The sequence below is a fragment of the Paenibacillus woosongensis genome (genome assembly GCF_030122845.1).
Classification (GTDB): domain Bacteria; phylum Bacillota; class Bacilli; order Paenibacillales; family Paenibacillaceae; genus Fontibacillus; species Fontibacillus woosongensis_A.
In genome coordinates, this window is sequence record NZ_CP126084.1 from 3,222,084 (window position 1) to 3,247,757 (window position 25,674).

The following is a 25,674-nucleotide window of genomic DNA, read 5'->3' on the forward strand; positions in this document are numbered from 1 at the left end:
CGCATCAATTCAGCCTTGCTGTCCTAAGGTGTATAAACAAAAAATTCAAATAAAGAACCGGCTACTTTGCCGAATACCATCGCCAGCAGCAGCCCCAGCAAATAATGCTGCATCCGCAGCCTCTTGGCGAGAATCGGCAGGACGTTAAGCACCTCGGTCAAGGCTGCCGCGAGCAGACCGACGAAAATGCCATTCAACAAACCGACAAAGCCGCTAATCAGCCAAGGGCCATGTATATGCCACTGATAGAAATCGGCTACGGTTCCGATGAACGCTCCGCTGACCATGGCTCCTTCATACCAATGTACTTTGTCATACGTCCGGGTCACTTGGGCAAGTCTCGGAATGACGTCTAGCACGATAAAAAGAGCAATGACACCTCCTCCCACCGCAATGCCTCCGGCCAACCCAAGAAAGACAAGCACCGCCGCTGACCAGGGTGAAATCAAGGGTCCTTCTCCCCCCGTCCTGCCGCTTTATGCATCTTCTTGTATTCCTCGGTAATGACGAATTGATCGAGGTTTTCTTGATATAGATACATTTCCACTTCGAGGGGAGTAGGCTCTTCATTCCACTTTTTCTTGAACAAATGATTGAAGAACAACACCATCCCGAAGCCGATGCCAAGGGAATAGGCTCCCTGGAACAAGTGCGGATGTTCATCCCGCTCTCCCGTAATCATTTCCACGATCCGTACCTGTACCGCCTGCATGCTGACATCCGCATGGAAGTTCATAATCGTCAGCGCCGATCCGAAGAATAGAAGCAGCCAAACGGCAAGAAACAGAACCAGCAGCGGCCTTTTTTCCTTGCCGACCATCTCCACCAATACCTGAGGCTCGCCCATATACTCTATTTGTATATCCGGAATACGCTCTTGGAGGCGCGATATAATCTGCAGCATATCGATCAGAACAAGATTGCCGTCCTCCCCGCGCGGCTGCTTAAGGACAATGTCCAGGAGTCTCGGCTCAATGTTCGGGTCAGCTAGAACGCGCGCAACATCCCGAAGCCGCACATCCTGGCCGAGCGGAAGCTTGACATGCTTGCGCAGCTGCAAATATATCGTAGCTGTTCCCTGTTTCATCCTAACACCTCTTTCCAGGACGAATTGTTGTCCATAGTATGCCAAGCGGGAGGCTGATTTACTCGCAACCCAGCAAAACACCTGCACCCGCCTTGAATATAAAATACGGCTTTCGGTATTTAACCGAAAGCCGTTTAGTGCAACTGCTGTACTTGCCAACCTAACCCTGCTGTGTTATTGGGCAATTTGGTCGCGAATGTTCTGCAGGATTTTTTTCTCCAGCCTCGATACCTGCACTTGGGAAATCCCTAACCGGGTTGCTACCTCAGACTGGGTCTGATCGCGGAAATAACGCAAATATACAATCAGCCGCTCCCGGTCGGACAAGCCATGTATCGCCTCGTGAAGCGCCAGCTTGTCGAACCATCGCTCCTGGGACTCATCAGCGATTTGATCCATCAGTGTGATCGGATCGCCATCGTTCTCAAACACCGTCTCATGAATCGAGGTCGGCGGTTTGTTGGCTTCCTGGGCAAATACGACATCCTCCGGCGTCAAGCCGAGCTCGTCCGCTACTTCCTTAACCGTGGGCAGGCGATTCAGTACTTTGGATAACTCATCCTTCTTCTTGCGAACCTTGTTCGCCATCTCCTTCAGCGAGCGGCTGACCTTAAGCGTCCCGTCATCGCGCAGAAACCGCTGGATTTCTCCGATAATCATCGGAACGGCGTACGTGGAAAATTTGACGTCATAACTGAGATCGAACTTATCCACTGATTTCAGCAAGCCGATACAGCCGATTTGGAACAGGTCCTCGGGCTCATACCCCCGATTCATAAACCGCTGCACTACCGACCAGACGAGCCGAATGTTGCAGTTCACCAGCCGATCCCGTGCACTATGGTCCCCGGATTGGCTCAGAGCAATTAACCGCTTCACTTCGGCATCATCCAAAAACTCTCTTGAGGTTTGCTTCACATCCGCATCCATAGATCCAACCCCTAATTATATAAAGCTTTCTTGGATACAATCCTCTTCTTCATCCGAATGGACGTGCCTCCGCCCATTTCGCTGACAACGTCAAACTCATCCATGAAATTCTCCATGATCGTAAAGCCCATCCCCGAACGCTCCAGCTCCGGCTTAGAGGTATAGAGTGGCTGCTTTGCAAGCTCAACGTCTTCGATTCCCCGTCCTTTGTCTTCTATCACCAAAGTAACGGTATCCCCTTCAATCTGAGCTGAAATCGTGACGATTCCTTCGGGATCGTTGTCATATCCGTGAATAATGCAGTTCGTTACGGCTTCGGACACGACGGTCTTCAGATCCGTAATTTCATCCATGGTGGGATCGAGCTGCGATACAAATGCGGCAACCGTCACTCTGGCAAAGGATTCATTCTCCGATCTTGCGGCAAATTGCAGCGACATGAAATTGCTGGCGGACTGGTTCATAATGCGACCTCCAATTCAGAGAGCGCATCGCTCTCATTCTCGAAAATGCTCATGATCTTGAAGAGACCCGACATTTCGAACAGCCGGTATACCGAGCGGTTTACGTCACACAGCACCATTTTTCCGCCCTTATGCTTAATCAGCTTGTATCTTCCGAGAATGACGCCCAGACCCGAGCTGTCCATAAAATCCAAGGACTTCAAGCTAAGCACTAGATGGCGGCAATCCCCCCGCGCAATCTCCTCATCCATTCGCATACGGACGTCGTCGGCCGTATGGTGATCCAGCTCTCCGCTTAAACGCACGATCAGCGTCTCGCGGTGCCTTACCATTTCCACATGTAAATTCACGTCTGTTCACTCTCCTCCCTGACATGAACACAACAATTCGATAAGCCTCAGCAGAATTCCTTCCACCTGACAAAACTAGAAGAAAAACCCTATGAATCTACAAAAAACAGATGCGAGGCAGAGCGCTTGAACATCGTCCACCATCCTGCCTTATCAATATCCGTTGGTGATTTCAATGGGAACTCGGTGATAACCTTATTCTCCTGATAAACGATCAGCTTCCCGATATTTTGGCCTTTCTTGATCGGGGCAGCAAGCTTCTCAGGTACCTCAAGCTTATGAGTGATGCTGCCCGGGGCAGCTCCCTTGTTGACCAGCACATTCAGTTGGCGGGCTGCAGACAGCTCCAGCATCGAGGATTGTCCCTTTTGGATCTTCACTCTCCCGATCACTTCGCCGGCCTTGTAAATCGGCATCAGGGCATATTGGGAGAAGGCGTAATCGAACATGGCGGAAACCTCACTGTTCCGCGTCTTCGTATTTGGTTCTCCCAGGACAACGGCGATCAGCCGCAGGCCATCTCTTTGCGCCGTGGCCGCCAAACAGAATTTGGCCTCCGACGTATAACCGGTCTTCAATCCGTCCGCGCCGGTGTAGAACCGGACGAGCTTGTTCGTGTTGACAAGCCAGAACGGCTTCTGCGTATTCTGCCGTAAGTAATCCTGGTACGCCCCCGTATATTTCGTAACCTCCGGATGCTTCAGCAGCTCCCGGCTCATGATGGCAATGTCATAAGCTGAGCTGTAATGTCCCTCGACAGGAAGACCGTTACAGTTCTTAAATTGCGTATTCTTCATACCAAGCTCGGCAGCCCGCTGATTCATTAGCCTGACAAAGCCTTTTTCCGATCCGGCGATTTTCTCGGCGATCGCCACGGAAGCATCATTGCCCGAGGCCATCGCTATGCCTTTGAGCAATTCTTCCACGGTCATTTGTTCCCCTGCCTCCAGGAATATTTGCGAACCGCCCATCGAAGCCGCGTATTCGCTTGTAGTCACTTTATCCGAAAGCTTCAAGGTGCCTTTCTCAATTGCCTCCATCGTCAGCAGCATGGTCATGATTTTCGTGATGCTGGCTGGCGGCAGCTTGTCATGGCTTTTCTTCTCATAAATGATCGTTCCCGTATCTGCATCCATTAACACGGCGGAATTGGCATTTTCCGCCAATAGAACATCCCCATCCTCATGCGCCCCGCCGTGATTGGCGGACATGGCCGCCGGCCAGGCCGGGAAAATCAGCAGAACTGCGATGCTCCAAATTATCAGCCGCTTGCTCAAGAATAGTCCCCCTTCAACATATTTTACAAAATATTGGATTCTGCTAACCTAGTATCGGCGAAAGAAAGCCAATATATTCCTTCTGGAGCAAAAAAAACAGCGCCCCCTCCGATCTTGGCAAGATCGTTGAGAACGCCCGATAAAATCTTTATAGTTTGACGCTAGTCCAATGTTACAATTTGGGGATAATTCCGAGAACGAGGTTAAGGAACTTCTCACGAACCCGGTCCGTCGTCTCGATCACTTCCTCATGGGAAAGCGGCTGATCCAGAATGCCAGCAGCCATATTGCTGATACAGGATATGCCCAACACCTCGATGCCAGCATGTCTGGCTACGATAACCTCCGATACCGTGGACATGCCTACAGCATCTGCTCCCAGAGTACGGAACATTCTAATCTCTGCAGGCGTTTCGTATGATGGCCCTAGCAAGCCTACATAGACGCCCTCCTGCAGCGGTACTTCCTTTTCTTTGGCTACCTGCTTGGCAATCTCGCGAAGCTTGCGGTTGTAGGCCTCCGACATATCTGGAAAACGAGGACCCTGTTCAGCATCATTCGGACCTGCGAGCGGGTTTCTCCCCGTCATATTGATGTGATCCGAGATCAGCATCAGATCGCCAGGCTTGTACGATGTGTTAATTCCGCCTGCTGCGTTTGTAACAAGCAGCTTTGCCACCCCAAGCGCCTTCATCACCCGAACCGGAAATGCCGTCAGTTCCGGACCGTAGCCTTCATACATGTGAAAACGGCCCTTCATCAGCACGACAGGGGCTCCTTGCACCGTACCAATCAACAGCTCGCCCGCATGCCCCTCTACCGTCGACTGGGGAAAATAAGGAATATCCTTATAAGCGATGCTCACAGCCTCCTCGATATGGTCAGCCAGCACACCCAGACCCGAGCCAAGGATCAAGCCGATCTTCGGCGCCACACTCGATTTGGAACGAATATAATCCGCGGCTTCCTGAATCATTCCTTGCGTTAATATCGTTGTCATTGTCATTAATCTCCTTTGTATAAAATATCATATGATTACGTTTGTCCAACTGAAGAATCGAAGGCCTGCGCCTTGCCCCTGGGATGAAATGCCTCATAGACGGACTTCAAGTTGGGCTTGCGTTTGCTTAAATACATCTGCACGGTAACCATATCGGCATGTCCTAGCATTTCCTGCACCGACTTTACGTCAGCGCCGCCTTCCAGCAGATGCACGGCGAAGGAATGGCGAAGCGTATGCGGAGTAATGTCCGCTTCGATCCCAGCCTCCCTGCCGTACTTCTTGACGATTTTCCAAAAACCCTGGCGAGAGAGCCGATCTCCCCTTGCATTAGGGAACAGCACTTCGGTGTCGGACCGGTTTAACATCTTCGGGCGGCTTTCTCTCAAATATTTCTCCAGCCACTCAGCCGTAACGGTCCCCATGGGGATAATCCGCTCCTTCCCGCCAGAGCACCGCACAAATTTCATAGCGGTATCGACGTCCGTGACATCCAGCGCAATAAGCTCGGATACGCGGATTCCTGTCGCATAGATCAGCTCCAGCATCGCCTTGTCACGCAGCCCGGAGGTTTGGGACACATCTGGCATGTCCAGCAGCAAATCGACCTCGGCCACAGTCAGCGTCTGCGGCGGGGACTTGTCGATTCTTGGCGCCTCAATCCATTCGCCCGGCTCCTGATCCAAAAGCCGCTCCCGCTGCAAATATGTAAAAAAAGCGCGCAGCGACACCGCAGACCTGGCCACGGTTGCCGGGGCTTTTCCAGAATGGCCGAGCATCGTGAAATAAAGCTTCACCCCTGCCCTCGTCAGTTGGGCAGGCTCATTCACCCCGCGTTCTTGTGAATAACTGATAAATTGCTCTACGTCCCGCTTGTAGCATTCCAACGTTGCCGCGCTTAACCTCTTATGATCAGTCAAATAACCCATAAACGGGGCAATATACTGTTCCAAACTTCGCGCCCCCAGTTCTTCATTTATTCTCCGTACCAATAAAACAGCTTTAATCGTTCCGCCATAAATTCAATTCCATAATTGCCGGCCCGCTCCGTTTGAAAAGCTTTAATGGCCGAGCCATCTGGAATACGGTATTTATCCTCTGGAAGCAGATAGCCGCCGAATGTACCCAGCACCTTGTACATCAAATACGCCAGCGCAATGAACAATACCGCAAACTTGACGCTCCGCAGCCATTTTCGAACTGAAATTACCATAAGCCTCTCCCTCTCCTATTTCTTTACCCGAACTCATGCCTTCCAACCAGTAAAACCTGGTCGGACAGGCGCCTGATCATAGTATATAGAAGACAAAGGGGATTTATGTGGCTCCGTTTAAAAAAAGCCCCTCACAGCGCGGCGGCCGTGCGGAGCTTTAAGAAGCGGACTTAAGATTTCTTATTGCCGGACTCAGGATTGTTGTCGTTCTTGTCTTTGCAGCGGTAACAAATCCCGTGGAAATCAAGACGGTGATCGAGCACAGTGAAGTTAAACTCTTTCTCCAGTCTTTCTTCCAGTGGCCCAAGCCAATCCTCGCGGATCTCATCCATGGCACCACATTGTACGCAGATGAGGTGATGGTGATGATGTTTGCTCGTATCGGTTCTCAAATCGTAGCGAGCAACGCCATCGCCGAAGTTGATCTTCTCCACGACATGCAATTCGCTTAGCAACTCCAAAGTACGGTAAACGGTCGCAAGACCGATTTCAGGAGCTATGTCTTTGACGAGCATGAAAACATCTTCCGCACTAAGATGATCGTCTTCGTTCTCGAGCAATATCCGTACCGTAGCTTCCCGTTGGGGCGTCAATTTGTAACCCTGGGATTGTAACTGCTGCTTGATTTTGTCGATCTTTGCTTCCATGTTCTCCCTCCCCCAGGAATCGCCGCTCAATGATCTAATATCTACAATCGCTTCTTTCATTATAGGGGGTGTCAATCAACAAAGTCAAACATTTTACTAGAGTGTCAGGCTGGATTCAAGCATCGGTGTGACCCATGCCATCATCACTGGGGTTACCCACGTTTCGAAAGACGAGGCAGCCAGCATCATTAGACCCAAAGCCATGGTCACCCCTGTATAACTCACAAAAGGCCCAGCAACACTGCCGCTGCGGTTCATGAGCACTCTGCTGCGGATAATATTCAGCGAAAAACCGATAGCAGCGACGCTGCTGATCAACAGCACCGGTATAATGATTAAATTATGCGGAGCAACGGACACCAGGGCGAACAACAGCCCTTTCCAGGTAAATTGGCCGACGAGACAGCCCACCGTAAACCCGATTAGAACCCCCTTCAGGAAGTCCAAAATAAGAATGCCCGGCAATCCGATGACTGATAAGCCGAGCAGCCAGATCAAACCGAGCCATTTCAAATGCAGGACGGCGACCTCCCAAAATGCCATCGGGTGAAAGTCGGCTCCACCTTCGTTAATGGAAATGAAGAAATTGCCCAAATACCGGGACAAGTCCTGCTGCTGCTCTAACGTCAGGGCATTGACCATTAAGGCGCCGAACACAACCCCCATGAGAAAGAGCACCGAAACGAACACATAAATAGGGGTTTGATCCTTAAGCGCATAACGAAAAGGCCGAATCATGCAGGCAAGCTCCTTTCCATGTTCACATTGTTTACACGGGATATCCCTTTACTAGTAAAAATATGAACAAGCCTGCCCGCTTATGCCCTATTCGCCAAAACCTTTCGCCGTGTCGACTTTGCCGTACGTCCCGCCGCCGCCCGAGGTTAGGGCGAGCCGTCCATCACGTGCTGCGGCGATACTCCCGGCCAGATCCCCGCCGACTACCCCCGCCAGCTCTTGCTCGGAAACCCGGTGCAAAATATTCATCTCCGTTCCAAAGGCTCGGAGCAGCGCTTCAAATTTCACAGGTCCAAGACCCGGAATGAACTCAAGCGGCACCTGATAATGATACGGAGGCCGATGCGCAGGTACGGCAGGTTCGGATCGGTCGGCAATCGAGCGGATTCGATCCTGCACGCCCCGAACGAGCTTGGCCGAGCCGCAATACGGGCAGCGTTCAACAGCGGCTGCCGCCTCATCGATAATATAGCTGCAGCCGCCGCAAAATGTCCGGTGATACTTGCCGAGCCGCGGATTCAAGCCGTAATTGGCGGCAATCCTTCTGCCTTCCTTCATGCCCAGCGCCTTCTGGAATTCGCAGTAATTCGGCCGGGCCATCCGCAGTTCATTGTTTTCCCTGCCGATCTTCCCTAAGGAATGGGCGTCCGAATTCGTCAGAATCGGGTAAGGGTCAAGCTCGCTAAGCAAGCCAGCCATCTCGGTATCCGCGCTCAAGCCAAGCTCAACAGCACTGACCAGCTCGAGGTCCAGCACCTCCGCCATTCGCGGGGCACAGCTTCCGTAAATGCTGCGGTGGGGCGTGAAAATATGTGCCGGAATAACCATGCCGCCCCGGTCATAGACCTCTTTCTGCAGCTCGCGAGCGGGAACGTAGACACGCTGCGAGCTCAAATGTACGTTCTTCATGTGCTTATCCAGCCATTTTGTGAAGGACTTCATTTGCTCCAGGCTGGGGTAAAATACAAGCAAATGGGCCGGTCCCATCCCCGGCTCGCGAATTTCCAGCTCGCTGCCGAGCAGGATCGTCGTTCCGCCGTAGGCAATTCCGCCCTCCTGAAGTTCCTTCATCTCCCCGGCCTGCAAATAATCATCGATATCCCTCTGCACGCCGGGAGAATGGCAGTCGATGATTCCAATGAGAGAGATCCCTTTCCGCTCCTCTGCTTCCTTGGCGATATTGCCAAACGTCAAATTCCGGCTGCCGCTGATTTTAACCGGATTTCCCGCGTTTGTCCGCCCAATATGCACGTGAAGATCGGCATAATACGTCTCTAAAGAACTGCTCATATCATTTGAATTTGCTGTGCTGGTTGCCATGCCTACGCACCCTTATTGGCATGATCGTCGGCCATTTTTTGCTGCCATATATATGCGGCCAAAATCGTCTTCGCATCGGAAATTCGGCCTTCCGCGATGTATTGCTGTGTTTCCGCGAAGGTAGCTTCAATGATTTCCAGAAATTCATCCTCGTCCGGTGAGGCATTGCCTGCCTTCAGATCCTCCGCCAAATACAGATGGATAAGCTCATCCGCGAATCCAGGCGACGTGTAGAAGGAATGCAGCAGAGAAAGCCTGCTGCAGCGATAGCCCGTCTCTTCCTCCAGCTCGCGTCTTGCCGCCTCCATCGGATCTTCGCCATGCTCCAGCTTGCCGGCGGGAATCTCCAGCTCGCAGCGCCCCAGCGCTTGGCGATACTGATCGACGAGCAGCAGCCGTCCTTCGTGGATGGCGAGAACCGCTACAGCGCCGGGATGTTTGACGATTTCGCGTTTCCCTTCCGTCCCGTCAGGCAGCTGTACGGTATCTACCTGCAGCGAGATCACTTTCCCTGTAAAAATATGCTCCGTAGATACGGTGATTTCTTTTAATTTATCGTTAGATGATGTCATGGAAATCCTCCCTAATGATTAACAATCATAACTTGTCCAAGATGAACATATGGTGTTATTATACCAAACCCCAACAAGGAGGGCACCGCTGATGAAGAGCTATATCTCGGACAATTCTCTTCGCGCGCAGGGCAAAGCCTCGCAAATCCGTATCCTGCTTAACCAATGGCAAAAACAATCCGGTCCAGCATGCAAAGTAAAGGATCTAATCGCTTCGCGGCAGCAATTGAACCCGAAGGTGAGCAGCCGTGAATAGAAATGAGTTATGCGAATCTGCCGCGGAGACGACCATTTCTGCGGATCTGCTTGCCGCCGAACGGCTGATGCAAATTGGGCTGAACCTGCGGCTTACTCAGGGCAGCAGCGACGACGAAATTGCCTTATCACTGCGGGATGTAATTGAACAGGACAAGCTGCCGGGCGGCCGCAAGCTTCTTGTCCTTGTGCTGCATCAGCTGGGGGCATACGATAGCGCTTCAGCTTGGATTACCCGTGACATGTTTGCAGATCAACAAATACAGCTTGTCCATGCGGAAATTTTGCTTCGATCCGGAGAAGCGGAACAAGCCCTTTCCTTTATTGAGGACTGCTTAACTCCAGCAACGCGGGAGGACGCCGATTTTTGGGATCAAATGAGCCGTTTGTCTGATCTTTCCCGCCTCATGGCGCAGCGGGATTATGACAGGAATAAGGCTGACTTGTATCGTTTAGCCGGTCTAATTAACCTTGCGGTAAAGCTTGGCCATACAGAAATCGCCTCGCAGCTCGCCGGCTCGGAAGTCGATTTGCAATGTCTCCTCATTAGCGCGCTTTATCAAGAAGGCTACATAGAGGCGGCCAAGCGCCATTTGTGCAGGCTGCCCGATCCGCTTTTGCTGGGCTCGCTGCAGCTGTACCGGGAAATTGCCTTTATTTCTGCCGAAATGCTGCATGATGAAGGCTGCTACGAGAAGGCGTGCCGCATCTTCGAAACGCTGATCAGACAAGCCCCGGAAATGGCGCGTGCGCGGTTTGGCGCTGCTTCATGCTATTTGCAACAGACCATGGACAACTTAGTCAAACGCATCGAGCTGTACCATCCCTCCGAAGAAGAACAGCGTAAAATCGATAAATATCTGGACACGCTTCAGCAGACCTTGCTCACGCTAGAGAAGTCGAACTGGCACACATCCTGGACTCCCGTACAGCAAAAAAATATTGGAGGGCGTGACAAACGGCCGCTGAATTAGAGTGCAAAAAGGTGCCCTCGCGACAACATAAAGTTATCAGGACACCTTGTATGCGGAAAACATACGCATATTGGCTTATGAATTTACCGTTTGCGCGACGATCTCCAGCGCGTATTCGGCAATTTTCACAATGTCATCGGCCTTAATACGCTCATTTGTTGTATGAATCTCCTCATATCCTACTGCAAGATTAACCGTAGGCACGCCGAATCCGTTCATGATATTAGCGTCGCTGCCCCCGCCGGAGGTAAAGGTTCTACCGGAAAGCCCCAGCTTGCCTGCAGCCCGTTTGGCCAACTGGACAACGGCATCCTGTGCTCCAAGATGGAACCCGGGATAAATAATATCGCTTCTAAACTCCCCTCTGGCTCCGAAATCGCTGCAGGCCGTATCGACGGCTTCCTTCATCAGCGCCAGCTGCTTATCCACCTTTTCCCGCGACAGGCTGCGTGCTTCGGCATACAGCTTCGCGTAATCAGTAACGACATTCGTTGGTCCGCCGCCTTCGAATTTGCCGATGTTGGCCGTCGTTTCTTCGTCAATGCGCCCCAGCTTCATCCGGGCAATCGCCTTGCCGGCGACCTGGATCGCACTGATCCCATCCTCCGGATTAACGCCGGCATGCGCGGATTTGCCGAATATTTCAATCTCGATGCGCGCTTGTGTCGGTGCCCCCACACAGATTGAACCCACTTCTCCGTTTGAATCGATTGCAAAGCCGAAGCGGGAGTCCAGCAAACTGCGATCCATAGCTCTGGCGCCAAGCAATCCAGACTCTTCTCCAGCGGTAATGACAAACTGGATCTTTCCGTGCGGCAGCTGCCGCTCCTGCAGCACTTGAATGATTTCAAGCAGCGCCGCCAGTCCTGCTTTGTCATCGGCGCCAAGAATCGTTGTTCCATCACTGCGTATCCAGCCGTCCTCGCCGATGACAGGTTTGATGCCTTTGCCCGGCGCAACGGTGTCCATATGGCAGGTGAACAGGAATGGCTGTGCTTGAACTCCTGGTCTTGCCTGCAATGTTGCCACGATGTTGCCGGCGCCGTGCCCGGTCCGTTTCATGGAGTCGTCCTCCACCACATGCAGTCCTAGCTCCGCAAATTTCGTTTTCAAAACATCGGCAATATTCCGTTCGTCCTTCGTCTCGCTGTCGATTTGCACTAATTCCACAAATTGTGCGATGATTCTGTCCTTGTTAATCACTGGACTTTCCTCGCTTTCTCTTTTGCGCTAATATTAATGAATAGAGGTCAAGTACATGTAAAGGAGCTTTGCGATTCATGATGCAAAAAAAATGGTTCAAAGTCGTCGTTTATCTTATGCTATTCGCCATGATCGGTTCTACGCTGCTTGCGCTGCTCGAACCGCTGCTGTTCCGCTAGAGCTTATGACTCCCAGTGCTCCTTGTACTCGGAGATTTGAAACACTTCATTGAAATAAGGCAATATTTCACGGGCCACCTGCTCTACGGAGAAGGCCAACCCGGTCATGTCCTCCAACGAGGTCACGCCATATTCCTGAATGCCGCAGGGGATGATGCCGCGAAAGCCATCCTCCTGAATCCCGGATTTGATGTTGAAGGCAAAGCCGTGGCTTGTGATAAATCCTTTTCTCCGGCGGCATTTATTGAATTTCACGCCAATGGCGGCAATTTTGACATCACCTACCCATACCCCGGTATAGCCCTGCTTTCGCGAGCCAGAAATGCCATACCGCGCTAAGTAGTTTATGATGACCTGCTCGATATCCCGAAGATATCCGTGCAGATCGATCCCCTGATTTCCATCCAGCCAAAGCAGCGGGTAGCCGACGAGCTGACCCGGTCCATGGTATGTAATATCTCCACCCCGATCGATTTCAAACAGGGAAATTCCTCGTTCCTTCAGCTGCTCGGGGCTGAGCAGCAGATGTTCCGGATGGCGCGAAGAGCCGATCGTATACGTTGGCGGATGCTGAAGAAGCAGCAGGTGCCCCTGCTGCTGTCCTTCGTCGATGGCCTTCACGATCTCTTTTTGCCTATTCCAGGCCTCTCCGTATTCCATCATCGGGAAATATCTGACTTCCAAGGAATTCGTCATACGGTTCATCGCCTTTCTCGGATTCATGAAGACTCGCATTATAAATTTAGTATACCTGCGTATCTAGGGAGTAACTCTCCATATTGTCTTTGACGCGCTGCATGAAACGTCCGCAGATCACCCCATCCAGTATACGATGATCCAGGGACAGACACAAATTCGCCATGGAGCGGACGGCAATCATATCATTTATAACGACGGGCTTCTTCACGATCGATTCGAACGTCAGTATCGCCGCTTGCGGATAGTTGATGATCGGCTGGGTCAAAATAGAACCAAACGAACCGGTATTATTGACGGTAAACGTTCCGCCCTGCATATCATCCAGCTTGAGCTTGCCCGCTCTTACCTTCGTCGCCAACTCTTCGATTTCTCTGGCCAAGCCGGCAATGTTCTTCTGGTCCGCCTTCTTGATGACAGGCGTCATTACAGAATCCTCTGTGCCGACGGCGAGCGAGATGTTGATATCGCGCTTGACGATAATTTTGTCGACCGCCCATACAGAGTTCATAATCGGATAATCCTTGATGGCACTGACGACCGCTTTGAGCAGGAATGCAAGATAAGTCAGGTTAACGCCTTCTCTTTTCCTGAATTCGTCCTTCAGCTTATTGCGAAGTTGAACTAAGTTGGTCACATCCACCTCAATCATCATCCAGCCGTGCGGAATTTCCGACACACTTTGACGCATGCGCGTAGCAATTGTATTCCGGATCGGCGTCACATCGATGAAATACTCCGACCGGTCGCCGCCCTCCACCTCAATCGTCGGTATTTTCGGCGTCTCTGAAAGATGCAGGCCAGAATTGCGCACCTGCTCCGCTGCCGCATTATTAAACTCAGCCGGCGGGGCTGGCGTGGAGACTGGCGCTGCCGGAGAGGAGGCTGGCTGCGCAGGCTGGGGCACCTGGTAACTGCTCTGAGCCACGGGAGCTGCTGCCGCGCCGCCTCCTTTGTTATTCTCCAGGTAATTCAACACGTCCTTGCGGGTAATGCGGCCGCCTAGGCCAGTGCCAGAAATGACCCGCAGGTCTAACCCGTGCTCTTGTGCCAACGTCTGAACGGCCGGGGAATAACGGCTCCGCTGCGAGTGATCGCCGTGCGCAGCGGTGGCTGCATCCGTCTGTCCAGCAGAAGCTGCCGGGGAATCAACGCCAGTCGCGGCACTAGCCTCTACACCGCCAGCCGTTTCAATCCGGCAAATGACGGCCCCAACTTCGATTTCCTGCCCTTCTTCCGCTAGCAGCTCGCCCATGACCCCGTCTAAGGTGGACGGAATTTCAGCATTCACCTTATCGGTAATAACCTCGCAAATCGGCTCGTACTGCTCGACGGGATCTCCCGGCTTCTTCAGCCATTTGCCGATCGTTGCCGATACGAGCGATTCCGCAAGCTGTGGCATTACGACATCCTGCAATGTTCTATTTGATGACATATCGTCCCTCACTCCCATTAATACAGAGCCAATTGAAGCATGGCTTCCTTGACCTTATCTTTGCTGAGCATAAAGAACTTCTCCATCGGCGGGCTGATCGGCATGGCCGGTACATCAGGCCCGCACAGCCGTGCGATCGGCGCGTCCAGCTCGAACAAGCATTCCTCCGCAATGATCGCCGATACCTCTGCTCCGACTCCGCCGGTTTTATTGTCTTCATGCACGATTAACACTTTCCCGGTCTTGCGTGCCGCTTCGATAATCGCTTCGCGATCAAGCGGCTGCAGCGTCCGCAAATCCAAGATATGGGCGCTAATTCCCTGCTCTGCCGCGAGCTCTTCTGCGGCCTGCATGGCGAAATGCAGAGGCAAGCTGTACCCGATTACGGTAATGTCGTTGCCTTCCCGAAGTACGTTCGCCTTGCCGAGCGGGACGATATAATCATCCTCTGGTACGTCTTCTTTGATCAGCTTGTAGCATTTCTTGTTCTCGAAGAACAAGACGGGATCAGGATCGCGAACCGCGGCCTTTAGCAGCCCCTTGGCATCGTATGCCGAATAAGGAGCGACGATTTTCAGTCCTGGTGTTCCGAAGAAAATCGATTCCGTGCACTGGGAATGATACAGTCCCCCGAAGATCCCGCCGCCGATCGGCGCGCGAATGACGACAGGGCAGCTCCAGTCGTTGTTGGAGCGGTAGCGGATTTTAGCCGCTTCACTGATGATTTGATTCGTCGCTGGCAGCATGAAGTCGGAATATTGCATTTCAGCGATTGGCTTCATTCCATACATCGCGGCACCGATGGCCACCCCGGCTATCGCAGATTCGGACAATGGCGTATCGAGCACACGCAGCTCGCCAAATTGCTCCTGAAGCCCTTTCGTCGTCGTGAAGACCCCGCCTTTCACGCCAACGTCCTCCCCTAATACGAATACGTTGTCGTCAAGCTCCATCTCTTCCTTCATGGCAAGACGAATAGCGTCGATATATTCCATTACCGGCATGATTATTCCTCCCCTTCGCTATCCGCGTACACATGCAGCAGCGTATCCTCCGGCTTCGGAAACGGCGCGTTCTCCGCCCGTTCAATCGCTGCCTTCAATTGCGCCTGAATGTCTTTCACGAGGGCTTCATCCTGCTCTTCCGTCCAAAGCCCGTTCTCGATAAGATAGCTCTTCATTTTCGGTATGCCGTCCTTCTTCCAATTCTCCTCAACCTCTTCCTTCGTACGGTACACGAGGTCGTTATCCGAGGTGGAATGTGGCGACAGACGGTACATCATCGCTTCGATCAGCGTCGGCCCCTCGCCGCGAAGCGCACGCTCGCGCGCTTCCTTCACGACACGGTACACCTCAAGGGCATCATTCCCGTCAACGCGAATGCCCGGGAAGCCGTAACCTTGCGCCCGGTCGCTGACTTTACCGCCGAGCTGCTTCTTCACCGGAACGGAGATGGCGTACTGGTTGTTCTCGCACATGAAAATGACCGGCAGCTTCTGCACACCGGCAAAGTTCAGTCCCTCGTGGAAATCTCCCTGATTGCTGGAGCCTTCCCCGAAAGTAACGAAGGATACGAACTCCTTCTTTTGCATTTTAGCAGCAAGCGCAATGCCTACGGCATGCGGAACCTGGGTCGTCACCGGGCTGGAGCCTGTGACGATCCGAAGTCTCTTGCAGCCGAAATGTCCTGGCATTTGGCGGCCCCCGCTGTTCGGGTCATCCGCTTTGGCAAAGGCGGACAGCATCAATTCTTCCAGTGTCATGCCTACCGACAGGACAAAACCGTAGTCGCGATAATAGGGCAGGAAATAATCCTGCTCGCGATTTAAGGCAAAAGCCGCTGCTACCTGCGCGGCCTCCTGTCCGATACCGGAGACGTGGAAATTGATCTTGCCCGCCCGCTGCAGCAGCAAATTACGCTCGTCAAACTTGCGCGCGAGCAGCATATATTTGTACATGTCCACTACTTCGGCATCCGTCAATCCGAGTTGCTCATGCTTGGGCTGTGTCTTCGTTGATACTTTTGCGTTCATGGGAGTTACCTCCTTCGATTAGAACCCTGTTAGTCGTCTGTACCGTACATGTTTGCTCTTATCTTAAAACCTGGTACTAAGACTTGGGTTAACCTTATTATAATCCCTTTTTCCGCAAAAAGAAAATGTTCTTTGCAGCGGTTTTGCTGATTATGTGACACTTATGCCTAATTTGTTAAATTCCAACCGCTCTGCCATCCACGGCCAATGCTGCTTCGCCAAGAATTTCGGCCAGCGAAGGATGCGCAAAAACAGTTTGGCCGATCTCCCATGGCGTCGCATCCAGCACCTGGGCAAGTGCGGCTTGACTAATCAGCTCGGTGACATGGGCGCCGATCATATGCACGCCAACGATGTCGTTGCTTTTACGATCCGCAATCACCTTCACGAAGCCTTCCTTCTCCCCGTGCACAAGGGCTTTGCCAATGGCGGAAAACGGTACTTTGCCAATCTTGACGTCAATGCCCTGCTCCTTCGCTTCCTTCTCGTTCAAACCGACGGAAGCTACCTCCGGACGAGTGTATACGCAGCGGGGCACATGTCGGACATTGTACCCATGGGACGGCTCTCCCGCGAGATGATGCACCGCCACCAGCCCTTCATGGCTTGCTGCATGGGCGAGCTGCAGACCGCCGATGCAATCGCCGATCGCATAAATATGCGGCTCAGTCGTCTGCATCGACTCATTTACCCGGATATAGCCTTGATGCAGGGCGATATCGGTATTTTCAAGGCCGATGTTCTCGACATTCGCCTGACGTCCGATCGAAACAAGCAGCTTATCTGCCTGCAGGCGGACCGTATTGCTATCTTGTACAGCAGTAATTGCGATACCGGTATTGTCTTTCTCCACGGTTTCCGCTTGGATCTGGCAGCCCGTCAGAATTTCGATCCCCCGGCGCTCCAGCTGCTTCTGCAGCTCGCGCCCAACCTCTTCATCCTCGTTGGGAAGAAGCTGTGCAGCTGCCTCGACCACTGTGACCTTGACCCCAAAATCATGGAGCAACGAAGCCCATTCCACGCCGATTACACCGCCCCCGACAATAATTATTGAAGCCGGCAGCTCCTCGAGCAGCAAGGCCTCATCGCTGCTAAGCACGTGCTTGCCGTCGGGCTCCAGCCCTGCTAGAACACGCGGCCTCGAACCTGTCGCAAGGATCAGGTGCGTCGGCACGATCGTCTCCATATCACCGTCATGCAGTTCGACCGCTACGGCGCCGCTCTTCGGCGAGAAGATCGACGGTCCGATCACTCTCCCTTTTCCATGAAAGACCTGGATTTTATGTTTACGCATCAAATATTGAACGCCGTTATGAAGCTGATCTACGATGCCCTGCTTTCTTTGCTGCACCTTCGGAAAAACAAGGGATAACCCGCTCGTCTCGATGCCATAGCTTAGGCTGTCCTTCATTTGCGCATACAGCTCGGCACTGCGCAGCAGCGCCTTGCTCGGAATGCAGCCCCGGTGCAGGCATGTTCCTCCCAGCTTGTCCTGCTCGATGATCACCACTTGCTTGCCGAGCTGGGCAGCGCGAATTGCCGCAACATAACCGCCGGTCCCGCCGCCTAACACTGCTACATCACATGTAATCGTCATTTCCGATCTCCACCTATCCCCAAAAATGTCCAGACAAACTTCTCGTTTCTTATTGTACCTCGTTTTTGCCACATTACAAACTAAGAACGAAATAGACAGCCGTTCAAGAAGGAGGTATGATAAACGTAACATCATCTTGATCGAATAGGATATATTTGCTGACGAAAGGAATTGCTGCAACTCATGAAATTGATGATATCCCGTTTTATTGCCATCATTATTCTTGTTATTCCCGGTATCGCCGCGATGATTGGCTTCCTGAAAATGAAGGACGCCTTATTCCTATACATGTCCAGACACGGCGACGACTCGCTAACCCAAGTGCACTTTGACTGGCTCGATTTCGGACTTGGCGTCGTTTTGTTCGCCGCCGGAATCGGATTCCTGGGCGGCTGGATTTACTTCCGTGACCGCAAGCGCAATTATCTTGGACCTCGCTTCAAGAAAAAAACAGAGAATCCTTCATAAATCGGATATTTTACGAACGAAACAACCCCTCTTGAGCGAGCAATACGCCTGTCAAGAGGGTTTGTCATATTTGTTATTCATACAGGGCATCCTTCAGCTTGCTGGACATTCGCTGACCACCTGAGGATTTCTTAAGCAGTACCCGCCGCAATCTTGTGTTTTCTGCCGATAATTGACCGGCCGTTTCCAGCAGCTCAGCGATCAGCGATCGTTGCTGCTCCGACAAGGACGGGTCATTTAGCAGCGTCTCATATTTTGCTTCGTCTAGCGATATTTTGTTCATTTTTCTTAGTCCTCCGACTATATTGTATCACAAACTCATTACAGCCCGTGTTCATTCAAACGCTATAATATTTACCAACATCTGCTTCTTGATCTGGTTTTATTCAAATCATACAATTAGAATGAAGACGCTGTTCTTCATAACCTTTTTTACTTCTCTTCTCCAGGTACCCTTGAGTATCTGGAGTTTTTTGATTTGCCTCGTCTATGGATAATTGACATCTCCGATATCATTACCTTCATTTCTGCTGCTAAATATGTCTAGTACTGTGATTTCAAAAAATTTCATGAAGAAAGGGGCGCAGCATAAGCGCCCCTCCATTGCCTGATTTCGTTTTTATTGTTCTAAACGTACATGGTATCTCGATATTTTATCGGAGCCTCCGAGCAATGTCCGATAAAATATCGGAGGAGTTATTAGTCGATGTCAGTATCCCGCGCCACTACCGCTTTCAGCTTACCTTGTGTTCGATCCGCAGCTTATCGGCCACCATCGCGATGAACTCGCTATTCGTCGGTTTCGATTTGCTGATGTTGATCGTGTAGCCGAACAGATGACTTATGCTGTCAATATTGCCGCGCGTCCAAGCTACTTCAATTGCATGGCGAATTGCCCGCTCAACGCGTGATGGCGTCGTCTTGAACTTCTCGGCGATGGCTGGGTACAGCGTTTTGGTAATCGCGCCTAGAATCTCAATATTGTTGTATACCATAGTGATGGCTTCCCGTAAATATTGGTATCCCTTAATATGAGCAGGAACACCGATTTCATGGATGATGGAAGTGATGTTTGCATCTAGATTTTTGCCTTTTCCAAGTGGTACTACATTGGACTTCGTGAAGGATGAGGATGGAGAACTGCTTGAGGATAAGGTTTGTACTCCTACAAGCTGCCGAATTCGATTGGCCAATACTTCCATATCGAACGGCTTCAAGATGTAATAAGACGCTCCCAGCTGAACCGCACGCTGTGTAATATTCTCTTGTCCGAAGGCAGTCAGCATAATGATCTTTGGCTGTGGAGACACATTTATATCGCGTAAACGTTCCAGCACACCCAATCCATCCAAGTGCGGCATAATGATATCCAGGATCAGCACGTCCGGAACTTTAGAAGCATGTTCAATCATCTCCAAAACTTCCTCACCATTGTATGCAATCCCTGAAACAACCATGTCATCCTGTTCAGAAATGTACTCTGCAAGCAAATTCGTGAATTCCCGATTATCATCCGCCAACAACACTTCAATTTTTTGCACTGACGACTTCCTCCTTGTGTATATGAGTTTCCTTAATCCTTCTTCCAGGATAAGGATTCGACACTCAAAAGTAAATTCCTTCTGTCGAAAATTATTTTTATTTATTTTTTTAATAATTTGATATATAATTATTTGATGCTTACAAAAATTGATCTCATTCGTTACCATTCGACAAGTATTTACGGCGGAAATGTCGGATTTAAGCGCCTGAAACAGCAGCTAACTTTATCAGTCGCATGTTTCCCCATCCTCATTAGCATATAATTTTATGCTTCATGTGGCAAGTCTCCGCATTAAGAACCCTAAATTACTCATCCCTGCATTTATCCACGAATGATTGCCTACGCCTATTAAGATTAATATTTTTAATTTTTGGACTCTGTATTTACTTTCTTAAGCAAAAAACCAATCTTAAGGCGCTAGCTCGCCTTAAGATTGGTTGAAGTCGTCTTATCCTTCAAAATACCCGCATCCTGCAGCATCCATTCGATAAAGCAGCCGTAGCCCGAACGCGGATCATTAACAAACACATGAGTTACCGCCCCGATTAATTTACCGTTCTGTATAATTGGGCTGCCGCTCATTCCCTGCACAATGCCTCCGGTCTTCTCCACCAGCCTTGGATCAGTGATGCGAATGACCAGACCCTTAGTTTGTGGTGTGCTCTGCCGTGACACGTGAGCGATTTCTACCTTAAACCGCTCCACCTGCTGGCCTTCCACGACCGTCAATATTTCCGCCGGCCCCTCCTTTACCTCTTCGGAGAATGCTACCGGTATCGGCTTCTTATACACGCTGTGATCCGGATTTTCCGACATCTTGCCGAATATGCCGAAATGCGTATTTCGCTCGATCGTTCCCAGTGTTTTGCCTTCTTTGACGAAATGGGCCCGCTTCTCGCCGGGCTCGCCGCTTTCACTCTTGGAAATAGAAGTTACGCTGGACTGGAGAATTTGTCCGCTTCCTACAACAATTGGCGTTTGTGTATTCATATCGGTAATCACGTGTCCGAGCGCCCCATAAACACCTTCGTTTGGAGCATAAAAGGTTAAAGTTCCCACGCCAGCAGCAGAATCGCGAATGTACAGCCCCAATCTCCAAGCCTTGTCCTGCTTATCGAAGGCAGGAGTTAACGTGGTCGTAAATTCTTTATTGCTTCGTTTGTACACGACTTTTAGAGGCTTCTTATTGTTGCCTGCTTGCTCAACTAAAGACGCGACCTCGTGCACGTCTTTCAGGCGTGTACCGTTCAGATGGGTAATCAAATCACCCGGTTGAATGCCTGATGCCTCTCCGGGCGAAATTTTGGCCTTGTCTGTATTTACCAGATGGTGGCCTACTACCAGAATGCCGTCGGATTTCACTTTAACGCCAATCGTTTGTCCCCCTGGGATAACCTTTAAATCAGGGATGACATTTACTTTCACTGGCTTCAGAGGAATTTGTCCAAAAAGCTTCATGCGGAGCTTGGCTTCGCCGCTGTTCAGCGAGGATAGCTTTAACGGCGAGCCGAGGGATACCTTCATGGAGGAGTTAGGTTGATCGTTCAACATTACAACATCGGGCCGATCAACGCTAACCTCTGCCAGTACGGGTATGGCCAGATCGATTTGTGCGCCCTGGCCTTGAAACATGCGCAGTTCATCCGGCAGCATCGGCGAATGACCTTCGACGGCTGACGTGCCAAGGAAACAAAAGAAGAAAGCAAGTAAAAGACCGAGAAATCTACTCCTGAGGTTCGGGTTCAATGGCTGTCACGCTCCCTTTGCTTCTTTCGCTTGACGAAAAGGTGGTCGCCAATTGCGTACCTATAAGATACCCCGGGTGTGGTCTTTTATTACTGTCAATCATTGTTCCGCTCGTTAAATCACACCCTTCTGCGCCCGAGCCAGTTTAAGCATTTCCTTGGCATGGTGGCGTGTACTGTCAGTAATCTCCACGCCTCCAAGCATTCGAGCCAGCTCATTGACCCGTCCGTTCTCATCCAAATGCTCCACTTTTGTCATTGTTCGTCCGTCCGCCACAATCTTCTCGATCAGATATTGCTGATCCGCCATACAAGCAACCTGCGGCAAATGGGTAATCGAGAATACCTGGCATGTCGCGGATAACCGGTACAGCTTCTCAGCGATGGACTGTGCAGCCCGGCCGCTGACCCCCGTATCCACCTCATCAAAGATTAATACGGGAACCTCGTCATGACGAGCAAAAATACTCTTCAGCGCCAGCATGATCCGCGACAATTCCCCGCCAGATGCAATTTTGCTCAAAGAGCGCAACGGCTCTCCAGGATTCGGAGAAATTAGGAATTCGGCGCTGTCCATGCCGTGTTTGCTGAGTTTTACCAAATGGCCTTCCCATTCAACCCCGCTTGGGTCCAATGTCCGTTCCAGCTTGACTTCAATGGAAGTGCGACCCATTTGCAGATCCTTCAGCTCGTTTTCAATTTGCTGCGCCAGCAGATCCGCTTTTTCCCGGCGTACAGCGCTAAGCGCTGCCGCTTCCTTCAAAGCCGCATGGAGCAGCTTCTCCCGTTCAGCAGACAACTTCTCAAGCCGCTCGTCCTTATTCTCCAGCATATCCGTATCGCGGGATATTTGCTCATAATATTGAAGAATTCCTTTGATATCGTCGCCGTATTTACGGCGCAGAGTGGAAATCAAGTCGAGACGCTCCTCAACCTCCTCCAGCCGTTCGGGATTAAACTCGATCTTGTCCCGGTAATCACGCAGGGCAAAGGATACATCCTCCAGCAAGTAATACGCTGACTGCAGCTGCTCGAGCAAAGGCGCAATCCCTTTCTGGTCATATCCCGCAACGTCCTCTAACCGGGATACTGCCTTTGCGATCGCTTCCAGCCCCTGCGGGCCGTATAGCAGATCGTAAGCCCCTGAGACCGAGTCCATCATTTTCTCGCTATGGGATAGCTTTACCTTTTCCTCGGCAAGTAATTCATCCTCTCCTGGCTGGAGTGCCGCCGCCGCGATCTCCTCCAGCTGGAAACGGTATAAATCAAGCATTTGCAGTGCCTGCTGGCTCGTGCTTTGCAATTCTCTCCATTCTTTGTCCACCCGCTGGAACGCCGAGTAAGCTTCCCGATACTTTGCTTTTACGGCGGCAATATCCTCAGAGCCAAACGCATCCAGCAGCATCAAATGCCGCTCTGGATGAAGCAGGGTCTGGTGCTCATGCTGGCCGTGCAGATTGATCAGGCTCTCGCCTACTTGCCGGAGCATAGACAAGTTAACCAATTGGCCGTTGATCCGGGAGTAGCTCTTGCCTTGAGCGCTAATCTCGCGGCGGACAATCAGCGCTTCACCAGGATCCGCGCTAATCCCCAGCTCGCCGAGGATAGCCCATACCGGATGATGCTCCTTCAGCTCGAAAGCAGCCTCCATCTCCGCTTTGTCGCTGCCGTAACGGATTAAATCCGCCGAGCCCCTTCCGCCGGATATCAGTCCCAGCGCATCAATGATAATCGATTTCCCTGCCCCGGTCTCACCGGTCAATACATGAAACCCCCGGTCAAACGTGACATCAACCGCCTCGACAACGGCTAAATTCCGAATGGATAAATGAACGAGCAAGTAAAGGCACTCCTTTCGCCAAATGTAAACAATGCAGCAAATATCACCACAGCTGCAAGTGAATTATGAAATAAACGCCATAATTTGATCGATGACGTAATGGCTGTAATCTTCGTTACGGCAGATTAACAGAATCGTATCATCGCCGCAAATCGTTCCGAGCAAATCGGGCCATTCCATGTTGTCGAGCAGAACCGCTACCGAATTGGCTGTTCCCGGCAAGCATTTCATAACGACCAAATTTCCCGTATGGTCAATATGCACAAAGCTGTCTACGAGCGCCCGCTGCAGCTTCTGCACAGGATTGTAGCGCTGTGCCGTGGGCATTGAGTATTTATATTTGCCATCGTCGGTAGGTACCTTGATCAGCATCAGTTCCTTGATATCCCGAGACACAGTAGCCTGCGTGACTTGAAATCCGGCTTGGCGCAGTGCATCTACCAGCTCATCTTGTGTTTCGATTTCGTGGGCGCTAATAATTTCCCTGATCTTAATATGCCGTTGACCCTTCATCTTGTCCTCCATATATCTTTGATATGCGACGCCTCATCGGCATCGTCCGAATCTGTGCTTAAGGTGATTTCTTTGATTTGTCCCTGTTCGGTATCGATATAGAGCACGCCTGCACAGTCAGGATACAGAAGCAGGTAAGGAAGTATTTCGCGTCGAAGTCCGGCGCCTGTCCATTCGATAAGCCGGCGTTCTCTCGATCTCCTTACCAAATAGTATTCTCCATGCTTCTTCACAACATAATCGATATATAACCGGCTGTGCAGAACCTGGTCTTCCACCCGGAATGCGAGCGGAACCTTCAGCTTGTCACTTACGACCTTATAGCCTGCCGACTCCAGCAAATCAACGGCCGGATGCTCCTGAATGTCCTCGTTAAACTCAAATCCGACACCGGAGCCCAGCGTAAAAGGTTTGCGCAGCCAGATTCTGAATCCACGATACAGCAGCAATAAGGCAATACCCGCTATGGCTACCATGAGAAAACCATCGGTATAATCGCTCATCGAAATCACCTCAGATGATTAATTCGACGCGATTGAATAACCTCCTGTTTACATGTGGATATTGTTAAGCATTAGTACATAATTATTCGTATATTGTCATTATAAGCGAACACTCGTTCTGTATGCAACTTTTTAATGAATATATGCATAAAAAGTGTCTATCGGGAGCTTTAACTTCACCCTAGCGCAGAAATCATCCCTTTGACAGCTCAAAAAAAGCCCATCAATAAGATGGGCTTTTGGTCGTAAACGTATCCTTTGCTTCCTGCACGACACGTTGTGAGGTGTCGCGAATATGCTGCAATGCATCGGAAGCTTCTCCTCCCGCAAGCAGATCCCTCTCCTCAGGGGGCAGCAGCCTTAAATGGGCCAAAAATTCAATATTGCCTTCTCCGCCTGTAATCGGGGAGAAAGTCAACCCGTGCAGGACATATCCCAGCTCGGACGCAAAGCTGAGCACCGTCTCCAGCACCTCTTGGTGGACCTTTGCATCACGTACGACGCCAGACTTGCCGACCTTCTCCCGTCCGGCTTCGAATTGCGGCTTGATCAATGCAACGATATCCGCAGGCCGCCCAAGCAGTGCGACAAGCGGGGGAAGAATAATCCGCAATGAAATAAAAGAGACGTCAATGCTTGCGAAATCAGGACTTGGTCCGTCCAAATCCTCCGGCGTCATATATCTGAAATTGGTCCGCTCCTTGACGTTGACGCGTTCATCGTTCCGCAGCGACCAATCCAGCTGGTTATAGCCAACATCAATCGCATATACGTAACTGGCGCCGTGCTGAAGGGCGCAATCCGTAAATCCGCCGGTCGACGAGCCGATATCGAGCATAACCCGCCCGTTCATATCGATCTGAAACAGCTTCAAGGCCTTCTCCAGCTTCAATCCCCCGCGGCTTACATACGGATGGATTGCTCCCTTGACCGTCAGCTTCGTATCTCTCGGTATTTTGGTGCCAGCCTTCTCGATCCGTTCCTGATTCCCGAATACGAGCCCTGCCATGATCGCGGTTTTGGCCTTTTCTCTGCTGTCGAAATAGCCCTGCTCGACCAACAAGACATCTATGCGTTCTTTGGACACAGACAT

Annotated in this window: 30 protein-coding genes; 4 read left to right on the forward strand and 26 right to left on the reverse strand. The window is 51.2% G+C overall.

Annotated elements, in window-relative coordinates; all coding sequences use genetic code 11:
• Positions 1-23: 23 nt before the first annotated feature.
• From QNH46_RS14805 to QNH46_RS14865, 13 genes are all read right to left on the reverse strand, one after another.
• Positions 24-449 carry a stage V sporulation protein AB gene (locus QNH46_RS14805; protein WP_283924988.1) on the reverse strand — a complete coding sequence of 142 codons (426 nt, stop codon included), beginning with the start codon at positions 447-449 and terminating at the stop codon, positions 24-26.
• On the reverse strand, positions 446-1,087 hold the full coding sequence (locus QNH46_RS14810; protein ID WP_283924989.1) for a stage V sporulation protein AA: 642 nt from the start codon (positions 1,085-1,087) through the stop codon (positions 446-448). The genes QNH46_RS14805 and QNH46_RS14810 overlap by 4 nt, the downstream gene beginning before the upstream one ends.
• A gap of 174 nt (positions 1,088-1,261) precedes the next feature.
• Complete coding sequence (sigF, locus tag QNH46_RS14815; protein ID WP_283924990.1) at positions 1,262-2,017, reverse strand: RNA polymerase sporulation sigma factor SigF; 756 nt, start codon at positions 2,015-2,017, stop codon at positions 1,262-1,264.
• Positions 2,018-2,028: 11 nt separating this feature from the next.
• Positions 2,029-2,481, reverse strand: a complete 453-nt coding sequence (gene spoIIAB / locus QNH46_RS14820; protein ID WP_283924991.1) for an anti-sigma F factor — start codon at positions 2,479-2,481, stop codon at positions 2,029-2,031.
• Positions 2,478-2,831 (reverse strand): anti-sigma F factor antagonist, encoded by a 354-nt coding sequence (gene spoIIAA, locus QNH46_RS14825; RefSeq protein ID WP_283924992.1) that lies wholly within the window; start codon positions 2,829-2,831, stop codon positions 2,478-2,480. Before spoIIAA ends, spoIIAB begins: the two co-directional genes overlap by 4 nt.
• Before the next feature lie 89 nt (positions 2,832-2,920).
• Positions 2,921-4,108: a D-alanyl-D-alanine carboxypeptidase family protein gene (locus QNH46_RS14830; protein ID WP_283924993.1), complete on the reverse strand. Its 1,188-nt coding sequence runs from the start codon at positions 4,106-4,108 to the stop codon at positions 2,921-2,923.
• 172 nt (positions 4,109-4,280) lie between these two features.
• Positions 4,281-5,108: a purine-nucleoside phosphorylase gene (locus QNH46_RS14835; protein WP_283924994.1), complete on the reverse strand. Its 828-nt coding sequence runs from the start codon at positions 5,106-5,108 to the stop codon at positions 4,281-4,283.
• Between the two features lie 35 nt (positions 5,109-5,143).
• On the reverse strand, positions 5,144-6,061 hold the full coding sequence (xerD, locus tag QNH46_RS14840; protein ID WP_283924995.1) for a site-specific tyrosine recombinase XerD: 918 nt from the start codon (positions 6,059-6,061) through the stop codon (positions 5,144-5,146).
• Positions 6,062-6,084: 23 nt separating this feature from the next.
• Positions 6,085-6,321, reverse strand: a complete 237-nt coding sequence (locus tag QNH46_RS14845; protein ID WP_283924996.1) for a DUF4227 family protein — start codon at positions 6,319-6,321, stop codon at positions 6,085-6,087.
• A 170-nt stretch (positions 6,322-6,491) separates the two neighbouring features.
• Positions 6,492-6,968 carry a ferric iron uptake transcriptional regulator gene (gene fur / locus QNH46_RS14850; protein WP_055107708.1) on the reverse strand — a complete coding sequence of 159 codons (477 nt, stop codon included), beginning with the start codon at positions 6,966-6,968 and terminating at the stop codon, positions 6,492-6,494.
• Positions 6,969-7,064: 96 nt separating this feature from the next.
• The gene (gene spoIIM, locus QNH46_RS14855) at positions 7,065-7,706 is read right to left on the reverse strand and encodes a stage II sporulation protein M (protein ID WP_283924997.1); all 642 of its coding nucleotides are present in this window, start codon (positions 7,704-7,706) and stop codon (positions 7,065-7,067) included.
• A gap of 87 nt (positions 7,707-7,793) precedes the next feature.
• Positions 7,794-9,026 (reverse strand): endonuclease Q family protein, encoded by a 1,233-nt coding sequence (locus QNH46_RS14860; RefSeq protein ID WP_430691833.1) that lies wholly within the window; start codon positions 9,024-9,026, stop codon positions 7,794-7,796.
• Between the two features lie 2 nt (positions 9,027-9,028).
• On the reverse strand, positions 9,029-9,598 hold the full coding sequence (locus QNH46_RS14865; protein WP_283924998.1) for an NUDIX domain-containing protein: 570 nt from the start codon (positions 9,596-9,598) through the stop codon (positions 9,029-9,031).
• A gap of 91 nt (positions 9,599-9,689) precedes the next feature.
• Here QNH46_RS14865 and mciZ point away from each other — a divergent pair, with 91 nt between their 5' ends.
• Positions 9,690-9,854, forward strand: a complete 165-nt coding sequence (gene mciZ, locus QNH46_RS14870) for a Z-ring formation inhibitor MciZ (protein WP_283924999.1) — start codon at positions 9,690-9,692, stop codon at positions 9,852-9,854.
• On the forward strand, positions 9,847-10,827 hold the full coding sequence (locus tag QNH46_RS14875) for a restriction endonuclease subunit S domain-containing protein (RefSeq protein WP_283925000.1): 981 nt from the start codon (positions 9,847-9,849) through the stop codon (positions 10,825-10,827). Before mciZ ends, QNH46_RS14875 begins: the two co-directional genes overlap by 8 nt.
• 75 nt (positions 10,828-10,902) lie before the next feature.
• Here QNH46_RS14875 and QNH46_RS14880 read toward each other — a convergent pair whose 3' ends face one another.
• Positions 10,903-12,030: a M20/M25/M40 family metallo-hydrolase gene (locus tag QNH46_RS14880; protein ID WP_283925001.1), complete on the reverse strand. Its 1,128-nt coding sequence runs from the start codon at positions 12,028-12,030 to the stop codon at positions 10,903-10,905.
• Positions 12,031-12,107: 77 nt separating this feature from the next.
• On the opposite strand from QNH46_RS14880, the gene prli42 reads away from it, so the two are divergent.
• Positions 12,108-12,209 (forward strand): stressosome-associated protein Prli42, encoded by a 102-nt coding sequence (gene prli42 / locus QNH46_RS14885; protein ID WP_083484945.1) that lies wholly within the window; start codon positions 12,108-12,110, stop codon positions 12,207-12,209.
• Positions 12,210-12,212: 3 nt separating this feature from the next.
• Here the strand turns inward: prli42 and lipB are convergent, their stop codons facing one another.
• From lipB to lpdA, 5 genes are all read right to left on the reverse strand, one after another.
• Entirely contained in the window at positions 12,213-12,914 is a 702-nt protein-coding gene (gene lipB / locus QNH46_RS14890; protein ID WP_283928450.1) for a lipoyl(octanoyl) transferase LipB, read from the reverse strand.
• Between the two features lie 37 nt (positions 12,915-12,951).
• Positions 12,952-14,340 (reverse strand): dihydrolipoamide acetyltransferase family protein, encoded by a 1,389-nt coding sequence (locus QNH46_RS14895; protein ID WP_283925002.1) that lies wholly within the window; start codon positions 14,338-14,340, stop codon positions 12,952-12,954.
• A gap of 17 nt (positions 14,341-14,357) precedes the next feature.
• Positions 14,358-15,344 carry an alpha-ketoacid dehydrogenase subunit beta gene (locus QNH46_RS14900; RefSeq protein ID WP_283925003.1) on the reverse strand — a complete coding sequence of 329 codons (987 nt, stop codon included), beginning with the start codon at positions 15,342-15,344 and terminating at the stop codon, positions 14,358-14,360.
• Between the two features lie 2 nt (positions 15,345-15,346).
• Positions 15,347-16,372 (reverse strand): thiamine pyrophosphate-dependent dehydrogenase E1 component subunit alpha, encoded by a 1,026-nt coding sequence (locus tag QNH46_RS14905; RefSeq protein ID WP_283925004.1) that lies wholly within the window; start codon positions 16,370-16,372, stop codon positions 15,347-15,349.
• A gap of 175 nt (positions 16,373-16,547) precedes the next feature.
• Entirely contained in the window at positions 16,548-17,969 is a 1,422-nt protein-coding gene (gene lpdA / locus QNH46_RS14910) for a dihydrolipoyl dehydrogenase (RefSeq protein ID WP_283925005.1), read from the reverse strand.
• A 183-nt stretch (positions 17,970-18,152) separates the two neighbouring features.
• Between lpdA and QNH46_RS14915 the strand changes: the two genes are divergently transcribed.
• The gene (locus tag QNH46_RS14915; protein ID WP_283925006.1) at positions 18,153-18,437 is read left to right on the forward strand and encodes a DUF2627 domain-containing protein; all 285 of its coding nucleotides are present in this window, start codon (positions 18,153-18,155) and stop codon (positions 18,435-18,437) included.
• Between the two features lie 73 nt (positions 18,438-18,510).
• On the opposite strand, the gene QNH46_RS14920 is transcribed toward QNH46_RS14915, so the two are convergent.
• The 7 genes from QNH46_RS14920 to QNH46_RS14950 all read right to left on the reverse strand — a co-directional run bounded on the left by QNH46_RS14920 (position 18,511) and on the right by QNH46_RS14950 (position 25,674).
• Entirely contained in the window at positions 18,511-18,720 is a 210-nt protein-coding gene (locus tag QNH46_RS14920; protein ID WP_283925007.1) for a hypothetical protein, read from the reverse strand.
• Between the two features lie 451 nt (positions 18,721-19,171).
• Positions 19,172-19,978, reverse strand: coding sequence for a sporulation transcription factor Spo0A (spo0A, locus tag QNH46_RS14925; protein ID WP_283925008.1), 807 nt, complete (start codon positions 19,976-19,978; stop codon positions 19,172-19,174).
• Positions 19,979-20,397: 419 nt separating this feature from the next.
• Positions 20,398-21,726, reverse strand: a complete 1,329-nt coding sequence (gene spoIVB, locus QNH46_RS14930; RefSeq protein ID WP_283925009.1) for a SpoIVB peptidase — start codon at positions 21,724-21,726, stop codon at positions 20,398-20,400.
• A gap of 114 nt (positions 21,727-21,840) precedes the next feature.
• Positions 21,841-23,565 carry a DNA repair protein RecN gene (gene recN / locus QNH46_RS14935; protein WP_283925010.1) on the reverse strand — a complete coding sequence of 575 codons (1,725 nt, stop codon included), beginning with the start codon at positions 23,563-23,565 and terminating at the stop codon, positions 21,841-21,843.
• Positions 23,566-23,628: 63 nt separating this feature from the next.
• Positions 23,629-24,078 carry a transcriptional regulator AhrC/ArgR gene (gene ahrC / locus QNH46_RS14940; RefSeq protein WP_155610192.1) on the reverse strand — a complete coding sequence of 150 codons (450 nt, stop codon included), beginning with the start codon at positions 24,076-24,078 and terminating at the stop codon, positions 23,629-23,631.
• Positions 24,075-24,581, reverse strand: a complete 507-nt coding sequence (locus tag QNH46_RS14945; protein WP_283928451.1) for a hypothetical protein — start codon at positions 24,579-24,581, stop codon at positions 24,075-24,077. The genes ahrC and QNH46_RS14945 overlap by 4 nt, the downstream gene beginning before the upstream one ends.
• A gap of 223 nt (positions 24,582-24,804) precedes the next feature.
• Entirely contained in the window at positions 24,805-25,674 is an 870-nt protein-coding gene (locus QNH46_RS14950; RefSeq protein ID WP_283925011.1) for a TlyA family RNA methyltransferase, read from the reverse strand.

Coding starts and splice junctions, on each gene's coding strand:
- QNH46_RS14810 (WP_283924989.1), bottom strand. CDS start 1,087: ATGAAACAGGGAACAGCTACGATATATTTGCAGCTGCGCAAGCATGTC.
- sigF (WP_283924990.1), bottom strand. CDS start 2,017: ATGGATGCGGATGTGAAGCAAACCTCAAGAGAGTTTTTGGATGATGCC.
- spoIIAB (WP_283924991.1), bottom strand. CDS start 2,481: ATGAACCAGTCCGCCAGCAATTTCATGTCGCTGCAATTTGCCGCAAGA.
- QNH46_RS14835 (WP_283924994.1), bottom strand. CDS start 5,108: ATGACAACGATATTAACGCAAGGAATGATTCAGGAAGCCGCGGATTAT.
- QNH46_RS14845 (WP_283924996.1), bottom strand. CDS start 6,321: ATGGTAATTTCAGTTCGAAAATGGCTGCGGAGCGTCAAGTTTGCGGTA.
- fur (WP_055107708.1), bottom strand. CDS start 6,968: ATGGAAGCAAAGATCGACAAAATCAAGCAGCAGTTACAATCCCAGGGT.
- spoIIM (WP_283924997.1), bottom strand. CDS start 7,706: ATGATTCGGCCTTTTCGTTATGCGCTTAAGGATCAAACCCCTATTTAT.
- QNH46_RS14860 (WP_430691833.1), bottom strand. CDS start 9,026: ATGGCAACCAGCACAGCAAATTCAAATGATATGAGCAGTTCTTTAGAG.
- QNH46_RS14865 (WP_283924998.1), bottom strand. CDS start 9,598: ATGACATCATCTAACGATAAATTAAAAGAAATCACCGTATCTACGGAG.
- mciZ (WP_283924999.1), top strand. CDS start 9,690: ATGAAGAGCTATATCTCGGACAATTCTCTTCGCGCGCAGGGCAAAGCC.
- prli42 (WP_083484945.1), top strand. CDS start 12,108: ATGATGCAAAAAAAATGGTTCAAAGTCGTCGTTTATCTTATGCTATTC.
- lipB (WP_283928450.1), bottom strand. CDS start 12,914: ATGAACCGTATGACGAATTCCTTGGAAGTCAGATATTTCCCGATGATG.
- QNH46_RS14895 (WP_283925002.1), bottom strand. CDS start 14,340: ATGTCATCAAATAGAACATTGCAGGATGTCGTAATGCCACAGCTTGCG.
- QNH46_RS14900 (WP_283925003.1), bottom strand. CDS start 15,344: ATGCCGGTAATGGAATATATCGACGCTATTCGTCTTGCCATGAAGGAA.
- QNH46_RS14905 (WP_283925004.1), bottom strand. CDS start 16,372: ATGAACGCAAAAGTATCAACGAAGACACAGCCCAAGCATGAGCAACTC.
- lpdA (WP_283925005.1), bottom strand. CDS start 17,969: ATGACGATTACATGTGATGTAGCAGTGTTAGGCGGCGGGACCGGCGGT.
- QNH46_RS14915 (WP_283925006.1), top strand. CDS start 18,153: ATGAAATTGATGATATCCCGTTTTATTGCCATCATTATTCTTGTTATT.
- QNH46_RS14920 (WP_283925007.1), bottom strand. CDS start 18,720: ATGAACAAAATATCGCTAGACGAAGCAAAATATGAGACGCTGCTAAAT.
- ahrC (WP_155610192.1), bottom strand. CDS start 24,078: ATGAAGGGTCAACGGCATATTAAGATCAGGGAAATTATTAGCGCCCAC.
- QNH46_RS14945 (WP_283928451.1), bottom strand. CDS start 24,581: ATGAGCGATTATACCGATGGTTTTCTCATGGTAGCCATAGCGGGTATT.
- QNH46_RS14950 (WP_283925011.1), bottom strand. CDS start 25,674: ATGTCTGTGTCCAAAGAACGCATAGATGTCTTGTTGGTCGAGCAGGGC.